Here is a 23,970-nt window from a genome sequence, read left to right as displayed (position 1 = left end):
GCCCTTGAGTCTGGCAGTCCGGATCATCAGTCGGCCATCTCTTTCTTGGCCGCATCGCTCAGCTGAATGATCTGTATGGCGTTGCCATCCGGATCCTGCATCGTCCCGAACAGGCTGCCGTCGCGGTCCTCCAGCGGCGAAACCCACGTCGTACCAAGGCTATCCGCGCGTCGCGCCACCGCCGTGGCGTCGTCGACCTCGATGTTGAGCAGGAAACGGTGCGGGTCGGCGGCGGCAGGCGGCACGTCGTCCCGAGGGTCGAGGAACAACCAGAACCCGTGGTAGTCGAGAACGCGGTACTGCTGCATCCGCTCCTCCCGCTGGGGCGGGAGCACTTCGGCATACCAAGTGCGCAGCCGGTCGACGTCGTGCGTGCCGATCAGCACACTCGTCACCTGCCCGACCGACGTTGCGGTGTCGGTGTGCTCGGTGCTGGTCTGAGTGCTCATGTCTGTCCCTTCGTATGACGCCACGCTGCGGGCGCGTCTCACGAGGTACTGACCGGCGGGAGCGACGAAACTCATCGATCCGCCGCGGATGAGTTTTGCTGAGGCGGCCGGTCTGTCTTTGGTGAACGGCGACCACCAGCGGTTGCCGGCCCACGAGAGGACCGAAGTCATGTCTGCAGTCGTCGAAGTTGTCGAACCGGCCACACCGTCCGCGCGAGCGGTGGATCCACCTGCGACCGAATCGGCTCGCGCACGGTGGATCTCGCTGACCGTGCTGTGCACCGGGATGCTGATGATCGTGCTCGACGGAACGGTCGTCAACGTCGCGCTGCCGGCGATCCAACGCGACCTCGGCTTCGCGCAAGGGGACCTGGCCTGGGTCGTGAACGCCTACCTGATCAGCTTCGCCGGCCTGCTACTGCTCGCCGGACGCCTCGGCGACCTGGTGTCGCGACGCACCGTCTTCCTGACCGGCATCTCGGTCTTCACCGTCGCTTCACTGCTGTGCGGGCTGTCCTGGTCGAGCACCATGCTCGTGGCAGCGCGGTTCCTGCAGGGTGTCGGAGGAGCGATGACGTCGGCGGTCATCCTCGGGATGATCTTCACGATGTTCCCCGAGCCGCGCGAACAGGCCCGCGCCATAGGGGTTTTCGCATTCGTCGCGTCGGCCGGCAGTGCGATCGGACTGCTCGCGGGCGGCGCCCTCACCCAGCTGACCAGCTGGCATTTGATCTTCCTGGTGAACCTGCCCATCGGCATCGCGACGCTGGTGGCCGCAGTCCGATTCGTCCCCCGCGACCAGGGAACCGGGTTCGGCACAGGGCTGGACACGCTGGGGGCTGCCCTGGTGACCGGTTCGCTGATGACCGGTGTCTACACGATCGTGAAGCCGGCCGCGGAACACGGCTGGACCGACAGCGCCACCCTCATCGGCATCGCGGCGACCGTCATTCTGCTGGCAGCGTTCGTATGGCGCCAGGCGGCGGCAACGACACCGCTGCTGCCGCTGCGAATCTTCCGCTCCCGTAACGTTGTTGGCGCGAACCTCATCCAATGCCTCATTGTTGCAGGGATGTTCGGTCTGTTCTTTCTCGGCGTCCTTTATCTGCAACAAGTTCAGGGGTATGACGCGCTGCACACCGGCATTGCGTTCCTCCCGCTCACCGCGCTGATGGCGGTGGTCTCCGTCCGGTATGCCGAGCCGCTCACCACCCGCTTCGGGCCACGCCCCATGCTCTTGGCCAGCATGACGGCCATCACGATCGGCCTTGCGTTGTGGACCCGGGTGCCGGTCGAGGCGTCATACCTGACGGACATCCTGCCCGCAGCACTGGTGCTCGGCCTGGGCGCCGCAGCCGGAGCACCGGCGGTGATGATGTACGCGATGTCCGGCTCGTCCGCCCAGGATGCCGGCGTCGCGTCGGGCCTGATCAACACCTCGATGCAGGTCGGCGGAGCTGTCGGTCTGGCCGTGCTCTCCTCCGCGGCGACTGCCCGCACCCGCGCCCTGAGCCACGGCGGCGTGCCGGACGCGAGCGCACTCACCGCCGGCTACCACCTCGGCTTCACCATCGCGGCCGGTCTGGTGGTCGCCGGCATCGTGATCGCGCTGGTGCTGCTTCGCGACCCGTCCAAGTCCGCGCCGGCCGAGTAGCACCGCTGATCAGACCGCGATCACCTGCACGTCGGCGTCGATCAGCAGCAACTCAAGATCGGCCGCGTCGGACGTGAGCACGACAGTTGGCGCCGCGAGGCTTGACGCAGTGGCGGTGACGATCGCGTCAACCGTGAGGTCGCGTGGCTTCTTGCGACGGCCTACGGCGCCGGCACGCAACGCTCCGGCTCGATAGCCGATGGCATCGTCGACCTCGACCAAGCGGACCAGCTTGGCCACCCGCCGTATCCGCGCATCCCGAGATGTCCCGTCGGCGACCTCCGCGAGGGTGGCCGTGGAGGCGTAGAAGATCGAGTCGGTACGACGCGCAACCTCCGCCCAGGCCCGCCTCCGTCGCTCACCCAACGCCAACGCTGACAGAGCCTCCGCATCGAGCAGGATCGACTGCGGGCGGACGATCACGTAGCCAGCCGGTCCATGATCGCGGCGACCTCGGCCTCGTCAACCGGACCGTGCTCAGCCTCCATCTCGGAGAGGAGGTCGCCGAGCGCGTCCCGCTCCAACTGGCGTGCAACGGCGCCAGCGATGTATGCCGAGAAGCCGCGCGCACCCACCCGTGAACGCACGCCTTCGGAGGTCTCCGCGGGCATGGTCACCGAGTGTTTCTCAGCACCGTGGTGGGCGGTCATGGGAGAATCCTACTGGAAGTAGGAGTCGTCGGTCGTCGGGAGTCTTCGGCGTGAGCGGTCTGTGTGAGTCGGTCAAGGAACGACTCCAGCCCATGCCTGCTCAAGTACTCCGCTGTCGGCGCCGGCCTGTCAGTCTTGTCGGCGAATGAGCGCGCTGCCCGCTGGAGTTGGTTGAAGACCTCGTCACCAGTTGTCATGCGATTGCTTCCAGCATCTGCAGGGTCGGGCCCTTCGCTCGGGGAAGCTTGGTCGCGATGTCCATGAGGTCAGCGGGTTTCCTCCGCGGCGCAGCCACTCACGCAGCGCGTTGCGACCGAGTTCGTATCCGTTGGTACCGCGTAGCCGGAACGCATCGGCGATGCATCGTTCTGGACTGTAGATGCCGATGGTGATGCTCGCGCCTGGGATGCGGATCTTGGTGCGCCCGAGTTCGAAGGTGTCCTCCGCGAAGTGGTGCCACTCGATGGCTCCGGTGGTCGCGGGCGTCCGGGTGCCGCGTGGGATGGCGATGTCGAGCGCCGCGGGGATGTCGTCAATGAGGTCGTAGTGCGCCAGGGCTGAGGTCAAGCAGATGGTTGCCAGGCGCTGGCGCGAGGCGGCTTCTAGCCAGTCCCAGTCGGCGGCGTTTGCGTCTGAAGGGAGGTAGAGGCCGCGCGCAATCTTCTCGTACTCGCCGGCGTGAGCGTGGCGGTAGAACGAGCTTCGGGACATGCCGTGCTCGGGTGCGCGTCGCGGTGACCCATGGGAGAGTCAGTCCCGGGATACTCCCAGGAACCGCAGCACGGCAAGGACGCGGCGATGGTCCGCGTCGACAACGGGCAGGTCGAGCTGCAGACGCAGCGTGCGACGAGGACGGCGTGCCTCATCCCGGCGGTGGGGGCCGAACAACCTCGCAGACGCGCTCATGCTCCGCATCGCTGAGTAGGCCGCTCAAGTTGGCGACGGCGACCTGCGTCCACGTGCCCGGCTCTGCCGCCGGCCGCCGCGGCGAAACCAGCGTCGGGTGTGCCGAGTCTCGACCACAACTCGCCTTAGTAACCTTAGAGCTCTTTATTAGATCTGGATAATCTCTTCTAAAGTACGTAAGGTGGACGCGTGGATCCGCTGCGCAACCCCTACACCCCAAACGCCGGCGCCGAGCCCGAAGCCGTGGTGGGCCGCGACGATCAGCTGGCGTCGTTCGACTTACTGTTGGCCCGTTTGGAACGCGGTCGGACCGAGCAGTCGATGATCATCACAGGACTTCGCGGCGTCGGTAAGACAGTGCTTCTCGGCCAGTTCAGGACCAAGGCACTCGCCGCTCAATGGACGGTCGTCGAGCTCGAAGTCAGTAAGCACGATGAAACCGAGTTCCGCCTGGACCTGGCGACCCGCCTGCGCTCTGCGCTTCTCGATCTGTCGCCGAAAGTTCGGTGGACGGAGCGGTTCCACCACGCCGCAGCAGTGCTCAAGTCGTTCACTCTCAGCGCGTCTGCTGACGGTAACTGGGCGCTCGGTCTCGATGTCGATGCGGCCGAAGGATTCGCAGACCACCAGAACCTTGCCGCCGACCTCACTGACGTGTTCATCGCCCTCGGCGAGGCGGCCAAGGAGCACGGCCATGGGGTGGTCCTGCTCTTCGATGAAGTGCAGTTCCTCAGCCGCGCCCAGCTCGAGGCGCTCATCGAAGCCCTGCACAAGATGGTGCAGCGCAAACTTCCGGTGACGTTGGTAGGCGCAGGCCTCCCCCAGATCGCCGAGCTCGCCGGCGACGCGAAGTCCTACGCCGAACGTCTCTTCAAATTCCCGGCCATCAGCAACCTGAGTCCTGACGATGCTCGCCGAGCGCTGACAATGCCGGCGGACGACGAGGGCGTCACCTGGTCTGTCGAAGCACTCACCGAGGCGGTCAAGACCACGGGCGGCTACCCGTATTTCCTGCAAGAACTGGGCTACGTCACCTGGGCGATCGCGGAAGGCAACAGGGTCGAACTCAGCAATGTACGCGACGCTGCCGACGCATACGAAGCCAAACTGGACGGCTCGTTCTTTCGAGTCCGCCTGGACAGAGCCACTGCCCTGCAACGCGCCTACCTGCGGGCGATGGCCGAGCTCGGGCCTGATGCGCAGAAAGCAGCAGACGTTGCCGAACGAATGGGCAGGACGTCGGAGAATCTCGCACCTACACGAGCTGAGCTCATCAACATGGGCTTGCTCTATACACCGGAATTCGGATACGCGGCCTTCACTGTGCCCCACTTCGACAAGTTCATGATGCGCGCGGTCCCGGTTCTAGAGGTACCCGAGCTGAAGCGCCGTCGGCGAACACGCTAGCTGACGCTACGGAGGTACCTGCCGAAATGCGGGACGGTGAACGCGATGCGGCCGCGTTCCCCGGAGTAGATGAGGCCCTTCTTCAGCAGCGCGTCACGCGCGGGCGAGAGCGACTGAGGCTTGCGGCCGAGCACCCTGGCGACGGCAGAGGTCGGCACCGACTCGACGTCGTCCCGCTCGTCATCGGGTATGTCGCTCGCGGCGTCTGCCATGGCGCGCAGGTATTCGCGTTCACCGGGAGTGGCTCTCTCGTAACGGGATCCGAAGAATCCGACCGCGAGCTCGGTCTCGGCTGCGGGTGCCGCGACGGCGATGTCGGCCGCGCTGACCGGCGAGCCGGGTGCCACGTCCCACGCCACCTTGCCGTAGGCCTGGATGAAGTAGGGGTAGCCACCGGTGGCGGCATACATCGCTTCGAGCGCGGGTTCGTCGAACTCCGCGTCCTCTTCCTGCGCAGGGGACTGCAGCGCCTTGTCCGCGGCCTCGCGCGGGAGCCGGTCGATGCGGGCGTAGCGAAACAGCCTCTCGCTGTACGACTTTGACGCCGACAGCACGGCCGGCAGGTGCGGCAGACCCGCGCCCACGACGATGATCGGCAGCGACGCCTGGCTGATCTCGTGGCACGCGGCGCACAGCGCCGACACGTCCTCGGGGTCGAGGTCCTGCATCTCGTCGATGAAGATCGCGATGCCGCGGCCCATGTCGGCAGCCAATCCGCCTGCGTCGGAAAGCAATTCGACCAAGTCGATCTCGATGTCGCCGGAGTCGGCGCGGCCGGACACTGCCGGTGCGTCGATGCCCGGGTTCCACCGGTCGCGCAGCTTGGCGTTGGCGCCGGCGTCGCGCTGAGCGAAGGACTTGATGACACCGAGCACCTGGTCGACGTCCTCCTGCTGGGAGTGGCCGAGCTCGCGGACCGCCTGGTGCAGCGCCGACGAGAGTGGGCGGCGGAGGCGCTGCTCGGGGCGTGCCTCCAGCTTGCCGGTGCCCCACTTCGCGCGAACAGCGGCTGATCGCAACGCATTCAGCAGGACGGTCTTGCCGACACCGCGCAGGCCGGTGAGCACGACCGAGCGCTCCGGACGTCCGCGGGAGATGCGCTCCAGCACCACGTCGAAGGTGCGCAGCTCGTCGTCACGGCCGGCCAGCTCTGGCGGGCGTTGCCCGGCGCCGGGCGCGTAGGGGTTGCGTATCGGGTCCACTCGAGGACTTTATGGGGTTGTCTAGGTTTTGGGTGATACATCGTTAGCGTGTCGCATCGAGCAAGATCGAACGCTGCCGATCATCGCAACACCCGGTAGGTCACGTGGATGACCGTGCTTGCCGTGCGCGCGTAGACCTGCTCGAGCTTCAGCGGCGGGACGCCGTCGAAGAGGCGGGCGCCGCGACCGAGGGTGAAGGGGACGATGTGCAGTCGCAACTCATCGACCAGTCCCGCCGCCAGGTACTGGTTGATGGTGTCCGCACCGCCCTGGATCGAGATGTCGCCGTCCCCGGCTGCCTCGCGCGCCCGGGCGAGCGCCGCTTCAATTCCGTCGGTCACGAAGTGGTAGGTAGTGCCGCCTTCCATCGGCTGTGGGTCGCGCGGGTGGTGGGTGAGGACGAACACCGGGCCGTGGAACGGCGGGTCATCACCCCACCAACCCTTCCAATCCCGGTCCCAATCGCCGCGCACTGGACCAAGCATGTTCCTGCCCATGATGTGCACGCGTGCACCGGCCATCTGCTCGACCTCAGCCTGGTTCTCCGCCGCTTCGCCGAACATCCAGGCGTGCAGCTTGTCACCCCATCCGTCGCCGCCGTCCTCGCCGAACGGACGCTCCTCAGATTGGTCGATCCCGGCGGCATAGCCGTCGACGGTGATGGTGTGATTGACGATGACTTTGCTCATGATTCACCTCGCATCTCTAGGGGAGCGGGTCGATCGGCGAGGGCTCGCATCGCTTTCACGTTGCGGATGGTGATGGCGATCATCACGGCATACGCAAGGATCTGTATGACGGCCGAGGCTGCGACCGAGAAGTCCAGCGACGTCGTGTAGATGATGCCCAGCCGCAGCACCGACTCCAGCACCAGGCCGAAACCCCACAGCAGCGCCAGCCGGATGAATCCTGCTCGGAAATCGGCAGATTCGCGCCAGCCCTGGTCCAACTCGGCACGCGACCCCGGGTCCTTCGCGGCCAGCCGCTTGCCCACCGTCAGCGTCAATGGTCGCTTCAGCGCGGCACTGCCCAGGAAGATCAGGCCGGCGATCGCAGTGACGACGCAACCCTTCACCAGCAGCCACCGAGGGTCACCGGTGATCGCGGACAGCACCATCCCGAGCGCGAACAGCGTCATCATGAACGCCGAGAACGCGTCCACGTGCTTGTGGCGCCACGCTCCCCAGACCACCCGCAGTCCGGCGATGATCGTCGCGGCCATCAGCGACCAGAACGCGCTCTGACCAGCCGCGCGTGCGACGTAGTAGGCCACCAGTGGCAGCCCCACGTCCCACGCCAGCATCGCCACCAAGCCGCTGAGCTTGATGCGTTGCCCATACGCGCCGGCCGGGGTTTCCGTCATCGGGCCCACCCTACGAGCGACTGTTTCGATACGGCCCCCGCTTCGCTCCTCCGCCTACTCAACCCACTTGTGAGGGCAGAGCAGTCAGAGTGACGAGGGCTGCTGCGCCGTTGGTGGCGTCGACCGTTGTCGGCTCGGTGAGTGGCAGCAGGTCGAAGGTGCCGAGCTCGGCGCCACCGGTCACCGCGCCGTCCATGCAGAACACAAAGACCTGCGCACCGGTCGGCACGTCGACCGCCCGACTGTCGCCCACGATGGTCGCGACGTCCGCGGCATACACACCACGCTGGGTCATCACGTTGAAGTCGCGCGTCGGTCCGTCCGGCACGGTGCAGCTGACATCGATCCCGCCATCGAAGCTGTATGGCGAAAAGCGTTGCAACGGCTGCGCATCCGGGGCGTGCAGCACCATGCGACCGGAGGAACACAGCACGATGACCCGGTCCACACCGTCGAGCCGGGAGAACGGCCCGTCCTGCTGCACCTCGGCGACGCTCAGCCGCCATACGAAGTCGCCTGCCGCCGGGTGCCGAGCCAGTTCGTGCGTGACACCGCCACCGCCCAGCCACGGCATCGTCGTCGCGCCCGCGAAGCGGATCACCTGCCCGACCATCGCTGCTTCCTTCCCACGCACCTCTGCCCGAGTATGACGGCCACCGCGCCGGTCAGCAGCGCGCGGCCCGTAATCCGTCCGAGCGCCCGTCACGGCCGTCCGCAACCGGGCCGATGACTCCTGCCCAGCGCCGAGCCACGCCACGCCATACCTCTCGCAGCTCGGGCTCCGCGACGCGCACTTCGTCGGCGACGTCAGCGGGGGTGCGCCCCTCGGTCGCCAGGTGGTCGCGGGCATGATCGGCCCACGCGTTGACCGCTTCGGTGAGCACCTCCGGGTGGAACTGCAGCCCCCACGCGGTGTCTCCGATCCGGAACGCCTGATGCGGATAGGGCTCGGTGCCGACCAGCGGCACGGCGCCCGGCGGTAGCGCCAAGATCTCCTCCCAGTGCCATTCGACCGCCGGCGCGGCGTCGGGCAGGTCCCCGAAGAGCGGGTCGTCCGCCGCGCCCGGATGCTTCGTCAACCGGCGCAGCCCAACCTCGGGGCCGCGGGTCGCGTGTGTGACCTGACCGCCGGCGACGTCAGCGAGCATCTCGCCGCCGAGACACACCCCGAGTAGCGGTAGCCGCTCGCCGAGGGCCAGCCGAATGAGGTCACGGACTGCTGACAGCCACGGCGCCGCCTCGTCGTCGAAGGGGCTCTGGGTCCCGCCGAGCACAATGAAACCGTCGTAACCACTGAGCGATTCGGGCAGCCGGTCGTCGAGGTAGGGCCGAACGACGTGCAGCTCGAGCCCGGCCTCCACGAGACACTCACCGAGGTAGCCGGGGCCGGTGCCATCCTCGTGCTCGACCACCAGGATCCGCGCCATCAAAGCCTCCCCGCCTCTGTCACGCGATGCAGGAAGGCCTTGGTGCGCTCCTTCTGCGGGTCGCCGAATAGCTGCCCGGGCGCGCCCTGTTCGAGGATCGTTCCAGCGTCCAGGAAACACACGGTGCTCGCCACCTCACGAGCGAAGGACATCTCGTGGGTCGCCAACAGCATGGTCAGGCCGTCGTGGGCGAGGCCGCGCACGATGTCGAGCACTTCGGCGACCAGCTCCGGGTCGAGGGCTGAGGTGATCTCATCAAGCAGCAGCACGCGCGGATCCATCGCGAGCGCACGCACGATCGCCACCCGCTGCTGCTGGCCGCCGGACAGCTGGTCCGGATAGCTGGATGCCTTGTCGGCCAACCCGACTCGCTCGAGCAGTTGTGCGGCCCGGTCCTTCGCGTCACTGCTGGCGATCCCTCGGACCTTGCGCGGCGCGAGCGTGATGTTCTCCTGCACCGTCATGTGGGGGAAGAGGTTGAAGCTCTGGAAGACGATGCCCACGTCGCGGCGCAACTGGTCGACGTCGGTGCCCTCACCGGACACGAGATTGTCGCCCAACCAAATCTCACCGTCATCGATCTCTTCGAGGGAGTTGATGCATCGCAGCAGGGTGGACTTGCCGCTGCCGGAAGCGCCAATGAGACAGACGACTTCGTGCTGGTCGACGTCGAGACTGACGTTGCGCAACACCGGGGTCTCGCCATACGACTTGACCAGGTTCTTGATCTCAAGGAATGCCATGCGTTATCTGCTCCTTCTGCGTTGGTCGCGGGCGAGCAGCCGGTCGACGAACCGGGTCTGCGGGATCGTGACGAGAATGAACAGCCCCGCGACCACGGTCACCGATGACAGGTTGAAGTAATTGCTGGAGTAGATCTTCGCCTGGGTGAACGCGTCCACCGTGCCAATAACGGTGACCAGTGCGGTGTCCTTCTGCAGGCCGATGAAGTCGTTGAGCAAGGGAGGGATGACCCGCCGAACCGCCTGTGGGACAACGACATACCGCATGCTCCGCCCATGAGACAGGCCGAGGGACCGGGCGGCAGCGGGCTGGCTCCAGTGCACGCTCTCGATGCCGGCGCGATAGACCTCGGCGACATATGCGCCGTAGGTCAGGGCGAGCGCGAGGATCGCCGCACCCGTGGGGCTGAGCGACGACAGCACCGGGAAGTGCGCCAGTGGCAGGCCGAAGCCGACCAGGTAGATCACGATGATCGCCGGCACCGCCCGGAAGGCGTCGATGTATGCCGTAGCGAGTGCTGCGACGGACCGGCCCGCCTTGCCAGGAGCGAGTCGCGCGAGCGCGAGGACCAGACCCCACACGAGGACGATCAGCTCAGCAACGACGGCGATAAAGATGTTGCGGCCGAACGCTTTGGTGACCTCCAGCCAGCTGCGGGAAATCATCTTGGGCTGGAAGAACGTCTGCTGGACGGCATGGTCGTTCGCGAGCAGGAAGAGCACGAAGACGCACAGAATGGCTACGGTCAGGCACCGGCCAAGGCACACCCATGCCGAGCTGCGCATCCGAGCGCGATATTTGCGCAGCGTGGGGGCATCACCGTCGGTAGCAGCCTGGGTGGCCGAGGATCGGGACCGGAAAGCACTGCGGGCCGGCGAGAAGGGCAATAGGGCCCCGATCACACCGACGACGGCGACGGCGATCAGCACCCATCGCCACACGCCCGAGCGGGGAGCGGCGAGACACAGCTGAAAAGCCGTCCAGACGACCAGGCCAAGGACCAGCGCCGAACCCAGAGTTGCGATGCCGGTCAGCCGGTTCGCCGCTGCGAGAGGGTGACTCGGCGGTCGCTTGCGGTCGAGCGGCTGCTCGACGGCCGTCATGATGCCGGCCAGGCCGGCACGTTTGCGGGGTCTCCGCCGAATGCCGGGCCGAGGTAGGTCTTCGAGAGCTGGTTGAGGTAGCCATTCTTTTTACACCAGGCGATGATCTTGTTGACGGTGTCGACGTTCTTCGAGCCTTTGGGAAACATGATTCCGTAGGACTGGCCGGAGTTGTACTTGCCGATCACGGAGACCGCGCCGCCGGACTTCTTGGCCTGGCCGAGTTCGATTGCGACGTCCTGGATGTAGGCGTCCACCTGCCCGGCCGCGACCGCGGCAAGCGCCTCGGTGTCGCCGGGGAAGACCTTGACGGAGCCGGATGGTTTGAGGCTGCCGGCGACCCACTGCTGCGCGGCGGTGCCCTCCTTGACACCGATGGTCATCTTGGAGAGGTTGCCCGCGGCAACCTTGGAGCCCTTCTTGGTGAGAACACCGAGGTAGGAGTCGTAATAGGGGTCGGAAAAGGTGACGACCCTGGCGCGCTGCGGCGTGATGGAGATCTCGTCGAGCGAAAGGTCGTAGCCGGTCAACGTGCCCGAGACGAGCTTGTCGAATGAGACGTTGTTCAGGCTGAGCTGCTTGAGACCGCCGAGATAGGCAATCTCGGAGGCTAGACAGTATTCGTAGCCGCTCTTGATGGAGCCGATGGTGTCGCCGTTCCACCAGCCGGCAGAGGGCAGGTCGGCCTTGATCGTGAGGGTGCCGTCCTTTATCGGTTTGAGGGGGAAGCTGCCGGCCTTGCCTGTGACCTTGCACGACCCCCACGAGTCGCCGCCACCGGCGGACTTCGACCCTCCGGAGGCGCTGCAGCCGGCCGTCGCAACCAGGATCGCGCTGACGGCGAGTGCGCCGGCGATGCGTGTGTGTCTCATCATGACCTCCATGTCCTTCGACAACCTAAAACGGTTTAGGTCGATGACGATAGGGTGACAGTGCGGCCGGGCGCCGTCAACCATTTCTCAGGAATCGCTCTCACGGAGGACTCAGTGGCCGCATCGCACAGACGAGTGGGGATCCGCGACGTAGCCAAGGCCGCGGGCGTCAGCATCACTGCGGTCTCATGGACTCTGAACGGCAAGGGCGAGGTCGCGGAGAGTACTCGTCAGCACATCCGCGAGGTGGCCGAATCCCTTGGTTACCAACCGAATGAGGCGGCTCGCTCGCTGCAGTCCGGGCGTAGTCGGATCCTCGGTGTCGCCATTGCGCACCGCGACTCGCGATCGTGGGAGCAGACCTACCTGCCCTATTACCGATCGGTCGTCGCGGGCGCGGCGCTTGAGGCCATCGGGTTCGGACACGCCGTCGCGGCCATCCCGTTCGAGGCCGACGGTCGGATGCGGTTCACCGTCCCGATCGACGGGATGGTGGTCGTCGACCCGGTGCGCGACGACCCGATCCTGGCCGAGTGCCGCCGCCAGGGCATCACCGTGGTGACCGACGGCCGCCCGATCGACGACGTGCATGACGATGAACCTGTCGTGCAGAGCGACACCGAGCGGGGTCTCGCGGAGCTCTTCGCAAGGGTGGACGAGCACGGGGTGCAGCGACCCACGCTGCTGATCGGGCCGGAGCCCGACTCCTACACGCTCGACAGCACGCGCTACTACCGCAACTGGTGTCGCAGGGCGGGGCATCCCACACGTGTCGTTCGGCTGAGGCCAGGGCAGGATCCGGTCGAGGCAGCGGGGAGCCTCCTGGACGAGAAGGGTCCACCGGACGCCATACACGGTCTGAACGAGACCTACGGCAACGCGGTGCTCGAGGCAGCTGGGCGGCGCGGGCTATCGGTGCCGGAGGACCTGACGGTGACGATGATGGGTGACGCCACCTCCGTCGCGCCAGGCAATGGGGCGATCTACCTGGTGCTGGACCCCGTGGCCGTGGGCGCGGCGGCCACCCGGTTGCTCGTGAGTGTGTTGGATGATCAGGCAGTCGACGATGTGCAGTTGCCGTGCCGCATCGTGGAGTCGCCGCGGTGGGCGTAGCTCATCACGATCGGGGTTTATCAGCACGTCTTGACCATGCACTAGACAGCGGAATACGCCCGTATGGCGACACTGCCTGCGCTATTCCGCGATGCCAGACGACGATAGATGGCATGACAATGGGCAACGGGTCGGCTGCCACCCCGAACGCTGCGCACAGCAGGCCCGGCTCGGCGACCCATCGGCACGCATTCTGGCTGGTAGCAACGGCATTCGCCGCAACGATGGCGTTCACCACGGTCCCGACGCCGCTCTATTCGCTCTACCAGGCCCGGGACGGCTTCCCGACGCTGATGATCACGGTAATCTTCGCTGCATACGGCTTCGGCGTCATGGGTGGGCTCTACTTCGGCGGGCACGTGTCGGACTATCTGGGCCGGCGTCGAATCTTCCTGGCGGCCGTCGCCACCGAGTTGGTGTCGTGTCTGATGTTCGTCTTCCTCAAGGACGTCACCAGCTTGCTCATCGCGCGCTTCATCTGCGGCGCGGGCATCGGCGCGCTGACCTCGACCGCCACCGCACACCTCGCCGAGCTGCGGGGGATCGGATCGCCTGAGGAGGACAGCCGACGCGCCAGCCTCGTCGCCAGCGCGGTCAACCCCGGCGGCCTCGCCCTCGGCCCGCTCATCGGCGGCATCCTCAGCCAGTGGTTGCCGAACCCGCTGACGCTGCCGTTCCTGGCGTTCTTCGTCACGCTCGTCCTGGTGGGTGCCATCGCGTTCGTCGTCCCGGAGACGGTCGACGTGCCCGCCCAGCGGCCGTCATACCAACCACAGCGCGTGAGCGTATCGCCAGAGGTACGAAGCGAATTCATCGCTTCCGGGCTCGCCGCTGCCGGGTCGTTCGCGGTGCTCGGCTTCTTCACCTCGCTGACCGGCAGCGTGCTGGGCGAGGTGATGCACCAGCACTCACGACTGCTGACCGGCTCGGTCGTCTTCGGTGCCATGGGCGCCTCGTCGGTCTCCCAAGTGGCGTTCCACGCGCTGCGACCCCGACTCAAGCTGCAGGCCGGCATCGGGCTCATCGTGGTCGGGCTGGTCATCGTCTCCATCGGCACGCTGATCGGTTCGCTGGCGCTCTTTTCGATCGGCGGTGTCGTCGCCGGCGCCGGCATCGGGTTGATCTTCGCGTCCTCGATCGCTGCAGCCAACCGGATGGCGGATCCGGCTCGTCGCGGCGAGACGGTCGCGGGGATGTTCCTTGCGGCATACACCGGGATCACCGTGCCCGTCATCGCCTGTGGGGTGCTCCTGACCTGGGTGCCCACCGCCACGCTGGTCGTCAGCTTCGCGGCACTGATCATCGTGGTTTCCACCGCATCGACGTGGCAGATGCTCAAATACACTCGCTGACACGCCGGTTCACCCGTTGTGGCGTCCGTTCAACCCGGGCGCCAACGCGCAGCGCCAGGGCGAGCGAGTTGCCTTTCGCCAGAGCGAAATCGGCCCGTTGACCGCCACCGACCACGAGAAGTTCGTCCCGCAGTATGACGCGCTGCGCGAAGATCTCCATTCGGCGCTCGGCGTCATCGCGCTCACCATCGCGCACGTCGGATCCACCGCTGTCCCAGGACTGCTCGCCAAACCAGTCATCGACATCGACCTGACAGTCCCGGACGTCGATGCCGAGCGGACCTACCTGCCAGCGCTGGAATCGATCGGCTGGCGACTGATCTTCCGGGACGATTTCGGCGGTGACGCCCACCGGCAACTCACGTATGCCGACCCCAATGCAAACCTGCACGTTTGGTCACCCGGTGCGATCGAACCGCAGCGGCATCTGCTTTTCAAACGGTGGCTGATCGGCCATCCTGCGGCACGAGAGCGCTACGCCGCCGCGAAGCGGTCCGCTCTGTCGGGTGTGACGACATACAACGATGCCAAGGCCGGTGTCGTCTACGACCTCTACGAAGAGGCCTTCGCTGCGGACCTTGACCACCCGCACGATCCACGGCCTCGGCCTTCTTCTCCCGAGTGACGGCTCTCTCAGCGAGTGACGGTGAGATCCCGGATCGGACCGCCACTCGGCGAAGAAGCCGTCATTCGGCTGGGGTGGATCGTCGGTCAGTCAGTCAGCGCAGGCGCACAACTTCGAAGCGGCCTTGCGGGTGGGCGATCGCGTCCTGCGACTGCACCAGCTGGATCTCGCGGGTGCCTGCCTGGTGAGTGCGTTCCATGATCGAGAAGACCGAATCCGCAGTGTCGGCAAGCGCTTTCGCGGGGTCTTCGGTCAGCCAACGCGCCAGGAAGATCGCGGCGGTGGCGTCGCCGGCACCGGAGACATACATCGGTAGCAGCGGCGTCGTCACCAGCCACGCGCCGTCGTCGGTGGCGACCGCGAGTTGCACTGAGTCTGCTGGGGTTTCGTCGGTTTGCACGGACGTGACCAGCACCGTGCGCGGGCCGCGGTCGCGGAGCGCGTCCACAGCCGACAGCAGGCCGTCGACCGTGTGCACCTCGGAGCCGGTCAGATAATCCAGCTCGAACTGGTTGGGCGTGACGATGTCCGCTGCGGGAATCACCTTGTCCCGCATGAACTCCGGTATGCCGGGCCGCACGAAGAACCCGCGCTCCACGTCCCCCATCACCGGGTCGGCGCAGTAGATCGCCTTCGGGTTCGCCGCCTTGACCCGCGCAACCGCGTCGAGGATCACCGCCCCGACCTGTTCGCCGCCCTGATACCCCGACAGCACGGCGTCACACTCGCCGAGCACACCGCGCTCCTCGATGCCGGTGATCACGTCGGCAACCGTCTCCGGCTCGAAGACCGGCCCGCGCCACTCGCCATACCCGGTGTGGTTGGAGAAGTGCACCGTGTAGACCGGCCACACCTCAAAACCGAGGCGCTGCAACGGAAAGACCGCAGAGCTGTTGCCCGCGTGACCGTAGGCCACCGAGGACTGGATCGACAGGATGTTCACCGCGGCAGTGTAAAGGCGGCCGGACCTACATCACCTGGCCGTCGGCCCCCGAGTCGGCGACAACCGGCTTGCCGGCGAACGCCCACTGCTTCATGCCGCCCTCGACGTTGGCCACATCGAAACCCTGCTGGTTGAGCCAGGCGACCGCGCGCCCCGACCGGTTGCCGGAACGGCAGATGATCGGCAGCGGGTCACGCTCGTCGGCCTCGGGCAACTCACCGAGGCGCTCCGGCAGCTCACCCAGCGGAATGTGTATGGCGCCCGGCGCGTGACCGGCGTCCCATTCGTTCTGTTCGCGCACGTCGATCACGACGGCGTCGTCCGCCAATTGCTCGGGCGTCGTGGAATCAGTCATGTCTCCATCCTGTCAGGCCGCCCTATCCATGACCGAGAGGAGTAGCACCTGACCGAGGGGAGTACGAAAACACTGCAAATCCATACTCCTGTCGATCGTTCGGTACTCCTCTCGGTCATTTGAGCAGGCGCGACATCCGGCGGTCGGCCAGCGGCTTCCCGCCGGTCTGGCAGGTCGCGCAATATTGCATCGACCGATCCGCGAACGACACCTCACGGACCACGTCACCGCACACCGGACACTTCTCGCCGGCGCGCCCGTGCACCCGCATGCCGGCGCGCTTGGCGTCCTTGAGGTCCTTGGCCGGCTTGCCCGACGCCGCCGCGATCGCCTCGGCGAGTATGTCGCGCAGCGCGTCATACAGCCGATCGACCGCCTGGCCGTCCAGCTTCCCGGCCGTCGCGTATGGCGAGAGCTTCGCGGCATGCAGCACCTCGTCGGAGTAGGCGTTGCCCACACCCGCCAGCACCGACTGGTCACGCAGTAGCCCTTTGATCTGACTGCGCGATCCGGCGAGCAACCCCGCGAAGTCGGCCCGCGACAAAGACAGCGGATCCGGTCCCAGCGACGCGATGCCCGGCACCTCCGAAGGATCCCGCACGACATACGCAGCCAGCCGCTTCTGGGTGCCGGCCTCGGTGAGGTCGAAGCCGGAGTCATCGGCGAACCGCATCCGCAGTGCGATCGGCGACTTGCCCGGGCGCACGACCGTCTGCGGCAGCGCGTCGGACCAGCGCAGCCAGCCGGCACGGGACAGATGGAAGACCAGATGGATGCCGTCGACGTCGATGTCGACCCACTTGCCGTGCCGAGCGACACCGGTGACCGTGAGCCCGCCGAGCGAATCCACCGGCGGGTCATAGGTTTTCAGCGCCGAGAAGGACCCGAGGTCGACTCGCGCGACCGGCAGGCCAACGACTCGGGACGCCAGGAAATCGACCAGGCCCTGCACTTCGGGTAGCTCAGGCATCAGCATCACTCCGCTTGTCCGAGACGGCCTTGTCAGAGACGGCACTGTCGGCGAGCGCCTTGCGCACCAGCCGGTGCAGCGTGAAGCCGTCCGGTCCCTCACAGACCAACATTCGCGCCAGGCGGCCGCGCAGCTCGTCGCGCACCAGCGGGTGGCCGTGCGACAGCAGCTGCTGGGTCGCGGTGAGCTGTCGGATCGCGATGGCCGCCACGTTGTCGGGGTGCTCGACGGCGAAGTCTTCGTAGATCACCGGGTCGTGCTGGCCGTCGTCGCCGACGAGCAGCCACTCGATGTGCGGGAATTCGGCGGCCAGCCGCCGCAACGACGCCCGCTTGTGCGCTTGCCCGCTGCGGAAGATGCTGTCGTTGGTCGGGCCCCAGTCGGTGAGCAGGGCCGGGCCGGACGGAAACCCGTGCCGGCGCAGGAAGCGCGTCAGGATCGGCTGGGTGTTCCAGGCGCCGGTCGACAGATAGAAGATCGGCGCTCCGGGCTGGTCCGCCAACAGCGAGCGGTACATGGCCGGCATCCCCGGCACGACTTTGCGGGCGGTCTCCTCGAGGACGAAGCTGTTCCAGGCGGCGATCATCGGCCGCGGCAGCGTTGTCACCAGGCAGGTGTCGTCGACGTCGCTGATGATGCCGAACCGGGTGTCCGGGGAGATGACCTGGATCGGCACTTCGACGTCCAGGTCGTCGACGGTGATGGTCGCGGTGCGCCAGCCGGGCTCCAGCCCGTGGTCGCGCAGCTCTACGTCGAGGTAGCCGCCACGGTCGGTGGTGGCGACGGCCGTCGCATCGCCGCAGCGCAGTCGCACGTCGACCTCGGCGAGCGGCGCGGTGAAGAAGACCTTGAAACCGCGGCGGGTGGGCGCGTCCTCGGCGGTCGGCGCGGTCGTGGGCTGGCCGTCGCGGGCCAGCACGACGCGGGCCAGCAACCGGGCGAAACCGGTGCCGGCATACCCGGTGTAGGGCAGGACCTGCAGCTTCCAGCCACGTTTGCGCAGCCGCCTGGCCACGACGGCGTTGACGGCGTCCTCGGCACGCGCTGCGGGGTGGACCCTAGACATACGGCTCAGATTACGGCCCGCGGGTGACTACTGGTCATCGTCCCTGGGGTGAACCACGCGCAGGATGATCTCCGTCGCGCTGCGCAGCGCGTCCCGCTCCTGGTCGCTCAGTCTGGCCAGCTCCGGCGCGAGTGCATGGGCGCGGGCGGCCCGCAGCAGTTGCAGCTGGTTGCGACCTTCCTCGGTGAGAGATATGAGCGCGACCCGCGCGTCGTGCGCGTCGGTCGAACGCGTCGCCCAGCCGGCCGCTTCGAGGCGCTGGACCTGTGTGGTCATCGTCGGCTGGCTGCAATGGTCGGCGTGCGCGAGTTCACCGATGCGGGTGGCCCCCAACTCGTCGATCAGCGACAGCAGCCGGCCCTGCGCCGGCGGGATCCGCAACTCGGCGTGCCGGGTCGCCCACCTGTTGAGTCGAGCGACGGCACTCAGCAGTCTGGCGCCTTCGAGATCGACAGTTCCGGGTTTCATGGCCGAATGTTACATAGTAATACTATGCGTTGTCAACTCGTCGGCTCACGCAGTTCGCGCTTGAGGATCTTGCCGGTCGCACCCTTGGGCAACGCGTCGATGAACGTGATCGTCCGCGGATATTTGTATGCCGCCACCCGCTCCTTCACGTAACCGGTCAACGTCTCGGCATCCAGATTCGATCCCGGCGAGCGCACGACGTATGCCGCGACGTCCTCGCCGTAGTGCGGGTGCGGCACGCCGATGACCGCGGCCTCCACGACGTCCGGGTGCTCGTAGAGGACTTCCTCCACCTCGCGCGGATAGACGTTGTAGCCACCGCGGATGATCATGTCCTTGGATCGATCGACGATGAAGAAGTAGCCGTCCTCGTCCATCTTGGCCAGGTCGCCGGAGTAGAACCAGCCGTCACGCACCGCCTCGGCCGTGGCGTCCGGCCGGCCCCAGTAGCCCTTCATGATCAGGTCGCCCTTGATGGCGATCTCACCGATCTCACCCGCGGGGGTGTCGCTGCCGTCGGACTGAGCCAGGCGCATCTCGACGCCCGCCAACGGCACCCCGATCGAACCGACCTTGCGCGGCTTGTCCGGCAGGTTGAACGACGCGACCGGGGAGGTCTCGGACAGGCCGTAGCCCTCCAGGATCTTGGCGCCGAAACGCTCCTCGAACTTGCGCATGACCTCTCCCGGCAGCGCCGCCCCACCCGAGCAGCAGGTCCGCAACGAGGAAACGTCGACGTCCTGGTCCCCGACTGCGGTCAGCATTGCGTTGTACATCGTCGGCACACCCTGGAAGACCGTCGCCCGGTCGCGCTGCATGATCTCCAGCACCTTGCCCGGCTCGAAGCGCGGGATCAGGGTCATCGTGGCGCCGCTGCGGACTGCTGCATTGAGACCGCAAGTCAGCCCGAAGACGTGGAAGAGCGGCAGGCAGCCCATGATCACGTCGCCCGGGCCGACGTGCACCAACTGGTCGACCACCATCTCGCAGTTGTCGTCCAGGTTGTGGTGGGTCAGCTCAGCGCCCTTCGGCCGGCCGGTGGTGCCGGAGGTGTAGAGGATGACGGCGGTGTCGTCGTCGGCGCGCTCCACCGGCGTCGGCAGCGGGTCCGCGTCCCCGAGCAGACCTGCTTGGTCTGCAGGGTCGACCAGCTCGAAATCGGTGCCAGCGTCCTGGGCGCCCTGCGGTCCGTCTCCCGGCATACCGAACATCACCGAAGCGCCGGAATCGCTGAGGTAGTAAGAGATTTCGCGCGGTTTGAAGAGCGGGTTCATCGGCACGACCGTCGCGCCGGCCCACAGCGCGCCGTAGAAGATCACCGGGAAGGTCGGCAGGTTGGGCTGCGACAACGCGACCCGATCCCCAGGCTGTATGCCGCGCGCCACCAACTTGCCGGCGAACTTCGCTGCGGCATCACGCAGTTGGGCGTAGGACAGCGTGAAGTCGTCGAGCTTGATCGCCACCACGTCCGGGTGTTGCTCCGCTGTACGGGCGAGGTTCGCGGCGAGGTTCGTCATGCCGACAACTGTAGAACGCCGACGTGGCGTGTTTCACAAATTGTGCAGACTGGCGGACACGCTGCCGCTGCCCTTCTCGAGCAGTTGCTCGGCCGCAGCTGCGTCGACACCGGCAAGCAGCATCACGACCGCGACCTTGGTCCGCCCACCGGCCGCAGTGAGAGCGTCGGCAGCGGTCTGCTCGTCCGACTCCGTTGCGGCTGCGACGATCCGGCGAGCGCGGTCGACCAGCTTGTCGTTGGTCGGGCGCATGTCGACCATGAAGTTGCCGTAGGTCTTGCCGATCCGCACCATCGCCCCGGTCGACAGCATGTTGCAGACCATCTTCTGCGCGGTGCCGGCCTTCAGCCGGGTGGACCCGGTCAGCACCTCGGGGCCGGTCGCGACCTCGATTGCCACCCGCGCCTCGGCGCCGATCAGCGAATTCTTGTTGCAGGCGAGCGCGACAGTCTGTGCGCCCCGCTCCCGTGCCCGGCGCAGGCCGGCGATGACGTATGGCGTACGCCCGCTCGCGGCGATGCCGACCACCGTGTCGTCGGGTCCGACGGCCAGTCCGTCGACGTCGGCAGCTGCGGTGGCCAGGTCGTCCTCCGCGCCCTCCACTGCTTCGACGAACGCACCTTGGCCGCCGGCCAGCAGCGCGGTCACCTGGTCCGGGTCGGTGTCGAAGGTCGGTGGGCACTCGACCGCATCGAGCAGGCCGAGCCGTCCGCTCGTGCCGGCGCCGACGTAGATCAGCCGGCCACCGGAACGCAGTGACCCGGCGATCAGATCCACCGCCTCGGTGATCTCCGGCAGCGCAGCGCGCACCGCGACGGCCACGGTCTGGTCCTCGTCGTTCATCAGCTCCAGCAGTTGCCGGGTGTCCATCGCATCGAGGTCGGCACTGCGGGGATTGCGCGCTTCGGTGGTCAACTCACCGAGATTCATTTACTTGTCTTTCCGCCGGCCGCCGCCTTGCGCCGCCGTTTCATCGGCTTCGGATCGCGGACTGCTTCGTGCGTGCGCCGGAGCGCCTCGGTGGTGGCTTCCAAGGAGGTCCGTGCGACTCCGACGAAGAGGAAGTCGACCACCGCCAGCTGGGCGGTCCGGCTGGCCAGCGCACCAGAGCGGAAGGCGGTCTCGCGAGCCGCCGTGGTCAGCACGATGTCGGCATACTCGACGATCGGGGCACCGGAGAAGTTGGTGATGGCGATCGTGGTCGCGCCGGCCTTCTTGGCCGCGGCGAGCGCCTCGACGACATCCTGGGTGCTGCCGGAGTGCGAGACGCCGATGGCAACGTCGGAGGAGCCGAGCAACACGGCCGAGGTCATCGCGGCGTGAAACTCGGTCCAGGCAAAGGCGATTCGGCCGGCTCGGATCAGTTTGTACTGCAGGTCGGTGGCGACCAGGCCGCTCGCGCCGACGCCGAAGATCTCCACCCGGGGCGCCGCGGCAACAGCCGCGACGGCCGCATCGAGCGCCGCCAGGTCGAGGTGCTCGGCAGTCTCCTGCAACGCCCGCACCTCGTGGTGCACGATCGCTGCGACGATGTCCTCGGTGGTCTGTGCTTCGTTCAGGTCTGCCGGCGGCTGGCGCGTCGGGCCGCCAAGTGCCGACTCACGGGCGGCAGCTCCGGCCAACGCGAGTCGCAGCTGGGGATAGCCGCCGAAACCGACGCTGTGGCTGAAGCGCGCCACGGTCGCGACAGAGGTCTCCGCACGCTCGGCCAGCTCGGTGATCGACAGGTGCGCGGCGCCCGCTGGATCGCGCAACACGACCTCGGCGACGCGGTGTTCGGCCGGCTGCAGTTGCGGCAGCGAGGATCGCATGCGGACAAGCACGTCGCGCGTGGGATCGCCCGTTGAGTCACCTGGTTCCTTCGTCATGACGTCCCTTTCCGACCTTCGGCGCGGGGCGTCGCAAGGTGTTCGTTCAGCGGTCGGTCGTTCCCCCGAACCACCTGATCTTGTGCCCGGTCACTGTAACCATCGTATGAAAATAAGGTGCCAGGAGTGTCTCTCCACCTGGAAAAGATTGACATATCCTGACCAGGGCCATGCCGTGACTCATAGTGCACGTTTGCGCACGATTCCGGCGCACAACGCCAGAACTTGCAGAGTGTCTGCCCGTTAGCTGGGAACAACCTGAGGAAACCCGGAGGCCCCGTGATCGTCGTCGGCTGCATCTCGGGCACCTCGGTCGACGGCATCGATGTCGCCGTGGCCGACCTCGGCGGCGCCGACAGCGGGCAGCTGACGCTGCGGCCGCTCGGTGCCCGCACGTACCCCTGGTCGCCCTCGACCCGGGCCGGTCTACTCGCGCTGCTGCCGCCCGCGCCGACGACCGCCGAAGCCGTATGCCGACTCGACATACTCGCCGGCGAAGAGATCGCCGCCGCGCTGCAGTCGGCGATCGATGAATTCGCAAGCGGGTCCGCCGATCTCGTGGTCAGCCACGGCCAGACCATCTTTCACTGGGTCGAGGGCGGGGTTGCGTATGGCGGGCTGCAGCTTGGCCAGCCCGCGGCGATCGTCGAGCGGACGGGGCTGCCGGTGGTCAGCGATGTTCGTAGCCGTGACATCGCCGCCGGTGGCCAGGGCGCACCACTCGCCGGGACCATGGATCTGCTGCTGTTGCGCGCTGCGGGTCGAGTGGGGCGAGGGACGAGCCCGTATCGAGACCAGGCCCCGCGCGCCCTGCTCAACCTGGGCGGCATCGCCAACGTCACCGTCACATCGCCGCACGGAACCGCCGCGTTCGACACCGGCCCGGCCAACTGCCTCATCGACGCAGCCGTCTCGAGCGCCACCTCCGGCGTCCAGGCGTATGACGCAGACGGTCGTCTCGCTGCTGCCGGCCGGGTCGATCAGGCCCTGCTGGAGCGCTTGCTGGCCGAGCCATATTTCGCGCTGCCAGCGCCGAAATCGACTGGGCGAGAGCTCTTTCGGGCGGACTACCTTGCGTCATACGAGCACGGGCTGGGGATCGCCGACCTCGTCGCGACGCTGACCGAGCTGACGGCGGTGACGGTCGCGGACGCGCTGGCGCCATACAACGTGGTGGAGATCTACGCCTCCGGTGGCGGCGTGCGGAATCCAGTGCTGATGGACCGGCTGGCCGCGCACCTGACTCCCGCGCGGCTCACGACCAGTGACGAGCTCGGGCTGCCGGTCGACGACAAGGAGGGCTACCTGATGGCGCTGATCGGCTACCTGACCTGGCACGGCATACCCGGGGTGTTGCCGGATGGCGGCGGGCGGTCCCTGACCGGGGCGCGGACGCCGAGGGTGCTCGGCCGAATCAGCCCGGGCGACAGGCCGTTACGGCTCCCGGAGCCTGGAGTGACACCGCGCAGCCTGCGCGTAGTGGACTGATCGAGTGACACCACAGCTGCTCGGCGGCGCACGACGGTGGGGTGTGCGCGCCAGCCTGCTGCTGGTCAACCTCTGCCATCGCTATGTCGACGAAACCGACTACGAATACTCCGAGTTCGCGATTTACGACCTCGGGCAGGCCGTCGCCCACCTCACCATCCACGCCGAATCGATGGGCCTGTCGGTGCGGCAGTTCCGCAGCTCCGACCGGGACGCCGTCACGAGCGAGTTGACCGTCGCTCCGGGGTGGGAGGTCGCGACCATGGCCGCGATCGGTGTGCCGCCGGAGGCCCTGCGCCATACGCCGCTCAACTTCCGAACGGCCGTACCCTGCCGCGGGAACGACGGTCGCTGACGGAGATTCGCGCCGAAGATCCGTGAACTCACGGATCCGCCACAGCCCCAGCCATATGACGCTTGGGTGGTGC

27 protein-coding genes are annotated in these 23,970 nt (G+C 67.0%); 7 read left to right on the top strand and 20 right to left on the bottom strand.

The window, feature by feature from the left end; all coding sequences use genetic code 11:
* Positions 1-26: 26 nt before the first annotated feature.
* Positions 27-620 (bottom strand): VOC family protein, encoded by a 594-nt coding sequence (locus ACFQDH_RS06050; protein WP_382399433.1) that lies wholly within the window; start codon positions 618-620, stop codon positions 27-29.
* Between ACFQDH_RS06050 and ACFQDH_RS06045 the strand changes: the two genes are divergently transcribed.
* Complete coding sequence (locus tag ACFQDH_RS06045; protein WP_382399431.1) at positions 619-2,103, top strand: MFS transporter; 1,485 nt, start codon at positions 619-621, stop codon at positions 2,101-2,103. The genes ACFQDH_RS06050 and ACFQDH_RS06045 overlap by 2 nt on opposite strands.
* A 9-nt stretch (positions 2,104-2,112) precedes the next feature.
* Here the strand turns inward: ACFQDH_RS06045 and ACFQDH_RS06040 are convergent, their stop codons facing one another.
* The 3 genes from ACFQDH_RS06040 to ACFQDH_RS06030 all read right to left on the bottom strand — a co-directional run bounded on the left by ACFQDH_RS06040 (position 2,113) and on the right by ACFQDH_RS06030 (position 3,464).
* Positions 2,113-2,526 carry a type II toxin-antitoxin system VapC family toxin gene (locus ACFQDH_RS06040; RefSeq protein WP_382399429.1) on the bottom strand — a complete coding sequence of 138 codons (414 nt, stop codon included), beginning with the start codon at positions 2,524-2,526 and terminating at the stop codon, positions 2,113-2,115.
* Positions 2,523-2,753, bottom strand: coding sequence for a CopG family transcriptional regulator (locus ACFQDH_RS06035; protein WP_382399427.1), 231 nt, complete (start codon positions 2,751-2,753; stop codon positions 2,523-2,525). Before ACFQDH_RS06035 ends, ACFQDH_RS06040 begins: the two co-directional genes overlap by 4 nt.
* 183 nt (positions 2,754-2,936) lie before the next feature.
* Complete coding sequence (locus ACFQDH_RS06030) at positions 2,937-3,464, bottom strand: type IV toxin-antitoxin system AbiEi family antitoxin domain-containing protein (protein WP_382399425.1); 528 nt, start codon at positions 3,462-3,464, stop codon at positions 2,937-2,939.
* 384 nt (positions 3,465-3,848) lie between these two features.
* Here ACFQDH_RS06030 and ACFQDH_RS06025 point away from each other — a divergent pair, with 384 nt between their 5' ends.
* Positions 3,849-5,066: an ATP-binding protein gene (locus ACFQDH_RS06025; protein WP_382399423.1), complete on the top strand. Its 1,218-nt coding sequence runs from the start codon at positions 3,849-3,851 to the stop codon at positions 5,064-5,066.
* Here ACFQDH_RS06025 and ACFQDH_RS06020 read toward each other — a convergent pair.
* The 8 genes from ACFQDH_RS06020 to ACFQDH_RS05985 form a co-directional block, all read right to left on the bottom strand.
* Positions 5,063-6,268 carry an AAA family ATPase gene (locus ACFQDH_RS06020; protein ID WP_382399421.1) on the bottom strand — a complete coding sequence of 402 codons (1,206 nt, stop codon included), beginning with the start codon at positions 6,266-6,268 and terminating at the stop codon, positions 5,063-5,065. The two genes, ACFQDH_RS06025 and ACFQDH_RS06020, sit on opposite strands and share 4 nt — an antisense overlap.
* An 80-nt stretch (positions 6,269-6,348) precedes the next feature.
* Positions 6,349-6,957 carry a dihydrofolate reductase family protein gene (locus ACFQDH_RS06015; protein WP_382399419.1) on the bottom strand — a complete coding sequence of 203 codons (609 nt, stop codon included), beginning with the start codon at positions 6,955-6,957 and terminating at the stop codon, positions 6,349-6,351.
* Positions 6,954-7,631, bottom strand: a complete 678-nt coding sequence (locus ACFQDH_RS06010) for a VC0807 family protein (protein WP_382399417.1) — start codon at positions 7,629-7,631, stop codon at positions 6,954-6,956. Before ACFQDH_RS06010 ends, ACFQDH_RS06015 begins: the two co-directional genes overlap by 4 nt.
* 58 nt (positions 7,632-7,689) lie before the next feature.
* The gene (locus ACFQDH_RS06005) at positions 7,690-8,244 is read right to left on the bottom strand and encodes a HutD/Ves family protein (RefSeq protein ID WP_382399415.1); all 555 of its coding nucleotides are present in this window, start codon (positions 8,242-8,244) and stop codon (positions 7,690-7,692) included.
* A 52-nt stretch (positions 8,245-8,296) separates the two neighbouring features.
* Positions 8,297-9,058, bottom strand: a complete 762-nt coding sequence (locus ACFQDH_RS06000) for a type 1 glutamine amidotransferase (RefSeq protein ID WP_382399413.1) — start codon at positions 9,056-9,058, stop codon at positions 8,297-8,299.
* The gene (locus ACFQDH_RS05995; RefSeq protein WP_382399411.1) at positions 9,058-9,801 is read right to left on the bottom strand and encodes an amino acid ABC transporter ATP-binding protein; all 744 of its coding nucleotides are present in this window, start codon (positions 9,799-9,801) and stop codon (positions 9,058-9,060) included. The genes ACFQDH_RS06000 and ACFQDH_RS05995 overlap by 1 nt, the downstream gene beginning before the upstream one ends.
* A gap of 3 nt (positions 9,802-9,804) precedes the next feature.
* Positions 9,805-10,905 (bottom strand): amino acid ABC transporter permease, encoded by a 1,101-nt coding sequence (locus tag ACFQDH_RS05990; RefSeq protein WP_382399409.1) that lies wholly within the window; start codon positions 10,903-10,905, stop codon positions 9,805-9,807.
* The gene (locus ACFQDH_RS05985) at positions 10,902-11,780 is read right to left on the bottom strand and encodes an ABC transporter substrate-binding protein (protein WP_382399407.1); all 879 of its coding nucleotides are present in this window, start codon (positions 11,778-11,780) and stop codon (positions 10,902-10,904) included. The genes ACFQDH_RS05990 and ACFQDH_RS05985 overlap by 4 nt, the downstream gene beginning before the upstream one ends.
* 111 nt (positions 11,781-11,891) lie before the next feature.
* Between ACFQDH_RS05985 and ACFQDH_RS05980 the strand changes: the two genes are divergently transcribed.
* From ACFQDH_RS05980 to ACFQDH_RS05970, 3 genes are all read left to right on the top strand, one after another.
* Positions 11,892-12,890, top strand: a complete 999-nt coding sequence (locus ACFQDH_RS05980) for a LacI family DNA-binding transcriptional regulator (protein WP_382399405.1) — start codon at positions 11,892-11,894, stop codon at positions 12,888-12,890.
* A gap of 113 nt (positions 12,891-13,003) precedes the next feature.
* Complete coding sequence (locus ACFQDH_RS05975) at positions 13,004-14,242, top strand: MFS transporter (RefSeq protein ID WP_382399403.1); 1,239 nt, start codon at positions 13,004-13,006, stop codon at positions 14,240-14,242.
* 16 nt (positions 14,243-14,258) lie between these two features.
* A complete protein-coding gene (locus ACFQDH_RS05970) occupies positions 14,259-14,867 on the top strand; it encodes a GrpB family protein (protein WP_382399401.1) in 609 nt (202 codons plus the stop codon).
* A 94-nt stretch (positions 14,868-14,961) separates the two neighbouring features.
* On the opposite strand, the gene pdxY is transcribed toward ACFQDH_RS05970, so the two are convergent.
* The 8 genes from pdxY to ACFQDH_RS05930 all read right to left on the bottom strand — a co-directional run bounded on the left by pdxY (position 14,962) and on the right by ACFQDH_RS05930 (position 22,054).
* A complete protein-coding gene (gene pdxY / locus ACFQDH_RS05965; protein ID WP_382399399.1) occupies positions 14,962-15,810 on the bottom strand; it encodes a pyridoxal kinase PdxY in 849 nt (282 codons plus the stop codon).
* A gap of 25 nt (positions 15,811-15,835) precedes the next feature.
* Positions 15,836-16,165: a rhodanese-like domain-containing protein gene (locus tag ACFQDH_RS05960; protein ID WP_382399397.1), complete on the bottom strand. Its 330-nt coding sequence runs from the start codon at positions 16,163-16,165 to the stop codon at positions 15,836-15,838.
* A gap of 115 nt (positions 16,166-16,280) precedes the next feature.
* On the bottom strand, positions 16,281-17,135 hold the full coding sequence (locus tag ACFQDH_RS05955) for an Fpg/Nei family DNA glycosylase (RefSeq protein ID WP_382399395.1): 855 nt from the start codon (positions 17,133-17,135) through the stop codon (positions 16,281-16,283).
* Entirely contained in the window at positions 17,128-18,201 is a 1,074-nt protein-coding gene (locus ACFQDH_RS05950) for an App1 family protein (RefSeq protein WP_382399393.1), read from the bottom strand. Before ACFQDH_RS05950 ends, ACFQDH_RS05955 begins: the two co-directional genes overlap by 8 nt.
* 27 nt (positions 18,202-18,228) lie before the next feature.
* A complete protein-coding gene (locus ACFQDH_RS05945; RefSeq protein ID WP_382399391.1) occupies positions 18,229-18,669 on the bottom strand; it encodes a MarR family winged helix-turn-helix transcriptional regulator in 441 nt (146 codons plus the stop codon).
* Positions 18,670-18,701: 32 nt separating this feature from the next.
* Positions 18,702-20,186 carry a long-chain-fatty-acid--CoA ligase gene (locus ACFQDH_RS05940; RefSeq protein ID WP_382399389.1) on the bottom strand — a complete coding sequence of 495 codons (1,485 nt, stop codon included), beginning with the start codon at positions 20,184-20,186 and terminating at the stop codon, positions 18,702-18,704.
* A gap of 33 nt (positions 20,187-20,219) precedes the next feature.
* Positions 20,220-21,116 (bottom strand): N-acetylmuramic acid 6-phosphate etherase, encoded by an 897-nt coding sequence (gene murQ, locus ACFQDH_RS05935; RefSeq protein ID WP_382399387.1) that lies wholly within the window; start codon positions 21,114-21,116, stop codon positions 20,220-20,222.
* On the bottom strand, positions 21,113-22,054 hold the full coding sequence (locus ACFQDH_RS05930; RefSeq protein ID WP_382399385.1) for a MurR/RpiR family transcriptional regulator: 942 nt from the start codon (positions 22,052-22,054) through the stop codon (positions 21,113-21,115). Before ACFQDH_RS05930 ends, murQ begins: the two co-directional genes overlap by 4 nt.
* Before the next feature lie 279 nt (positions 22,055-22,333).
* Here ACFQDH_RS05930 and ACFQDH_RS05925 point away from each other — a divergent pair, with 279 nt between their 5' ends.
* Positions 22,334-23,542 carry an anhydro-N-acetylmuramic acid kinase gene (locus ACFQDH_RS05925; protein ID WP_382399383.1) on the top strand — a complete coding sequence of 403 codons (1,209 nt, stop codon included), beginning with the start codon at positions 22,334-22,336 and terminating at the stop codon, positions 23,540-23,542.
* A gap of 4 nt (positions 23,543-23,546) precedes the next feature.
* Positions 23,547-23,897: a nitroreductase family protein gene (locus ACFQDH_RS05920; RefSeq protein WP_382399381.1), complete on the top strand. Its 351-nt coding sequence runs from the start codon at positions 23,547-23,549 to the stop codon at positions 23,895-23,897.
* The last annotated feature ends 73 nt before the right edge of the window (positions 23,898-23,970 follow it).

Source organism: Flexivirga alba (assembly GCF_042661025.1).
Lineage (GTDB): Bacteria > Actinomycetota > Actinomycetes > Actinomycetales > Dermatophilaceae > Flexivirga > Flexivirga alba.
This window is presented reverse-complemented; position numbering and strand designations above follow the sequence as displayed.

What these genes read in the sequence shown, in the direction of transcription:
- ACFQDH_RS06045 (WP_382399431.1), top strand. Translation starts at nt 619, where the DNA reads ATGTCTGCAGTCGTCGAAGTTGTCGAACCGGCCACACCGTCCGCGCGA.
- ACFQDH_RS06050 (WP_382399433.1), bottom strand. Translation starts at nt 620, where the DNA reads ATGACTTCGGTCCTCTCGTGGGCCGGCAACCGCTGGTGGTCGCCGTTC.
- ACFQDH_RS06035 (WP_382399427.1), bottom strand. Translation starts at nt 2,753, where the DNA reads ATGACCGCCCACCACGGTGCTGAGAAACACTCGGTGACCATGCCCGCG.
- ACFQDH_RS06030 (WP_382399425.1), bottom strand. Translation starts at nt 3,464, where the DNA reads ATGTCCCGAAGCTCGTTCTACCGCCACGCTCACGCCGGCGAGTACGAG.
- ACFQDH_RS06015 (WP_382399419.1), bottom strand. Translation starts at nt 6,957, where the DNA reads ATGAGCAAAGTCATCGTCAATCACACCATCACCGTCGACGGCTATGCC.
- ACFQDH_RS06010 (WP_382399417.1), bottom strand. Translation starts at nt 7,631, where the DNA reads ATGACGGAAACCCCGGCCGGCGCGTATGGGCAACGCATCAAGCTCAGC.
- ACFQDH_RS06005 (WP_382399415.1), bottom strand. Translation starts at nt 8,244, where the DNA reads ATGGTCGGGCAGGTGATCCGCTTCGCGGGCGCGACGACGATGCCGTGG.
- ACFQDH_RS06000 (WP_382399413.1), bottom strand. Translation starts at nt 9,058, where the DNA reads ATGGCGCGGATCCTGGTGGTCGAGCACGAGGATGGCACCGGCCCCGGC.
- ACFQDH_RS05995 (WP_382399411.1), bottom strand. Translation starts at nt 9,801, where the DNA reads ATGGCATTCCTTGAGATCAAGAACCTGGTCAAGTCGTATGGCGAGACC.
- ACFQDH_RS05990 (WP_382399409.1), bottom strand. Translation starts at nt 10,905, where the DNA reads ATGACGGCCGTCGAGCAGCCGCTCGACCGCAAGCGACCGCCGAGTCAC.
- ACFQDH_RS05985 (WP_382399407.1), bottom strand. Translation starts at nt 11,780, where the DNA reads ATGATGAGACACACACGCATCGCCGGCGCACTCGCCGTCAGCGCGATC.
- ACFQDH_RS05975 (WP_382399403.1), top strand. Translation starts at nt 13,004, where the DNA reads ATGACAATGGGCAACGGGTCGGCTGCCACCCCGAACGCTGCGCACAGC.
- ACFQDH_RS05960 (WP_382399397.1), bottom strand. Translation starts at nt 16,165, where the DNA reads ATGACTGATTCCACGACGCCCGAGCAATTGGCGGACGACGCCGTCGTG.
- ACFQDH_RS05955 (WP_382399395.1), bottom strand. Translation starts at nt 17,135, where the DNA reads ATGCCTGAGCTACCCGAAGTGCAGGGCCTGGTCGATTTCCTGGCGTCC.
- ACFQDH_RS05950 (WP_382399393.1), bottom strand. Translation starts at nt 18,201, where the DNA reads ATGTCTAGGGTCCACCCCGCAGCGCGTGCCGAGGACGCCGTCAACGCC.
- ACFQDH_RS05945 (WP_382399391.1), bottom strand. Translation starts at nt 18,669, where the DNA reads ATGAAACCCGGAACTGTCGATCTCGAAGGCGCCAGACTGCTGAGTGCC.
- ACFQDH_RS05940 (WP_382399389.1), bottom strand. Translation starts at nt 20,186, where the DNA reads ATGACGAACCTCGCCGCGAACCTCGCCCGTACAGCGGAGCAACACCCG.
- murQ (WP_382399387.1), bottom strand. Translation starts at nt 21,116, where the DNA reads ATGAATCTCGGTGAGTTGACCACCGAAGCGCGCAATCCCCGCAGTGCC.
- ACFQDH_RS05930 (WP_382399385.1), bottom strand. Translation starts at nt 22,054, where the DNA reads ATGACGAAGGAACCAGGTGACTCAACGGGCGATCCCACGCGCGACGTG.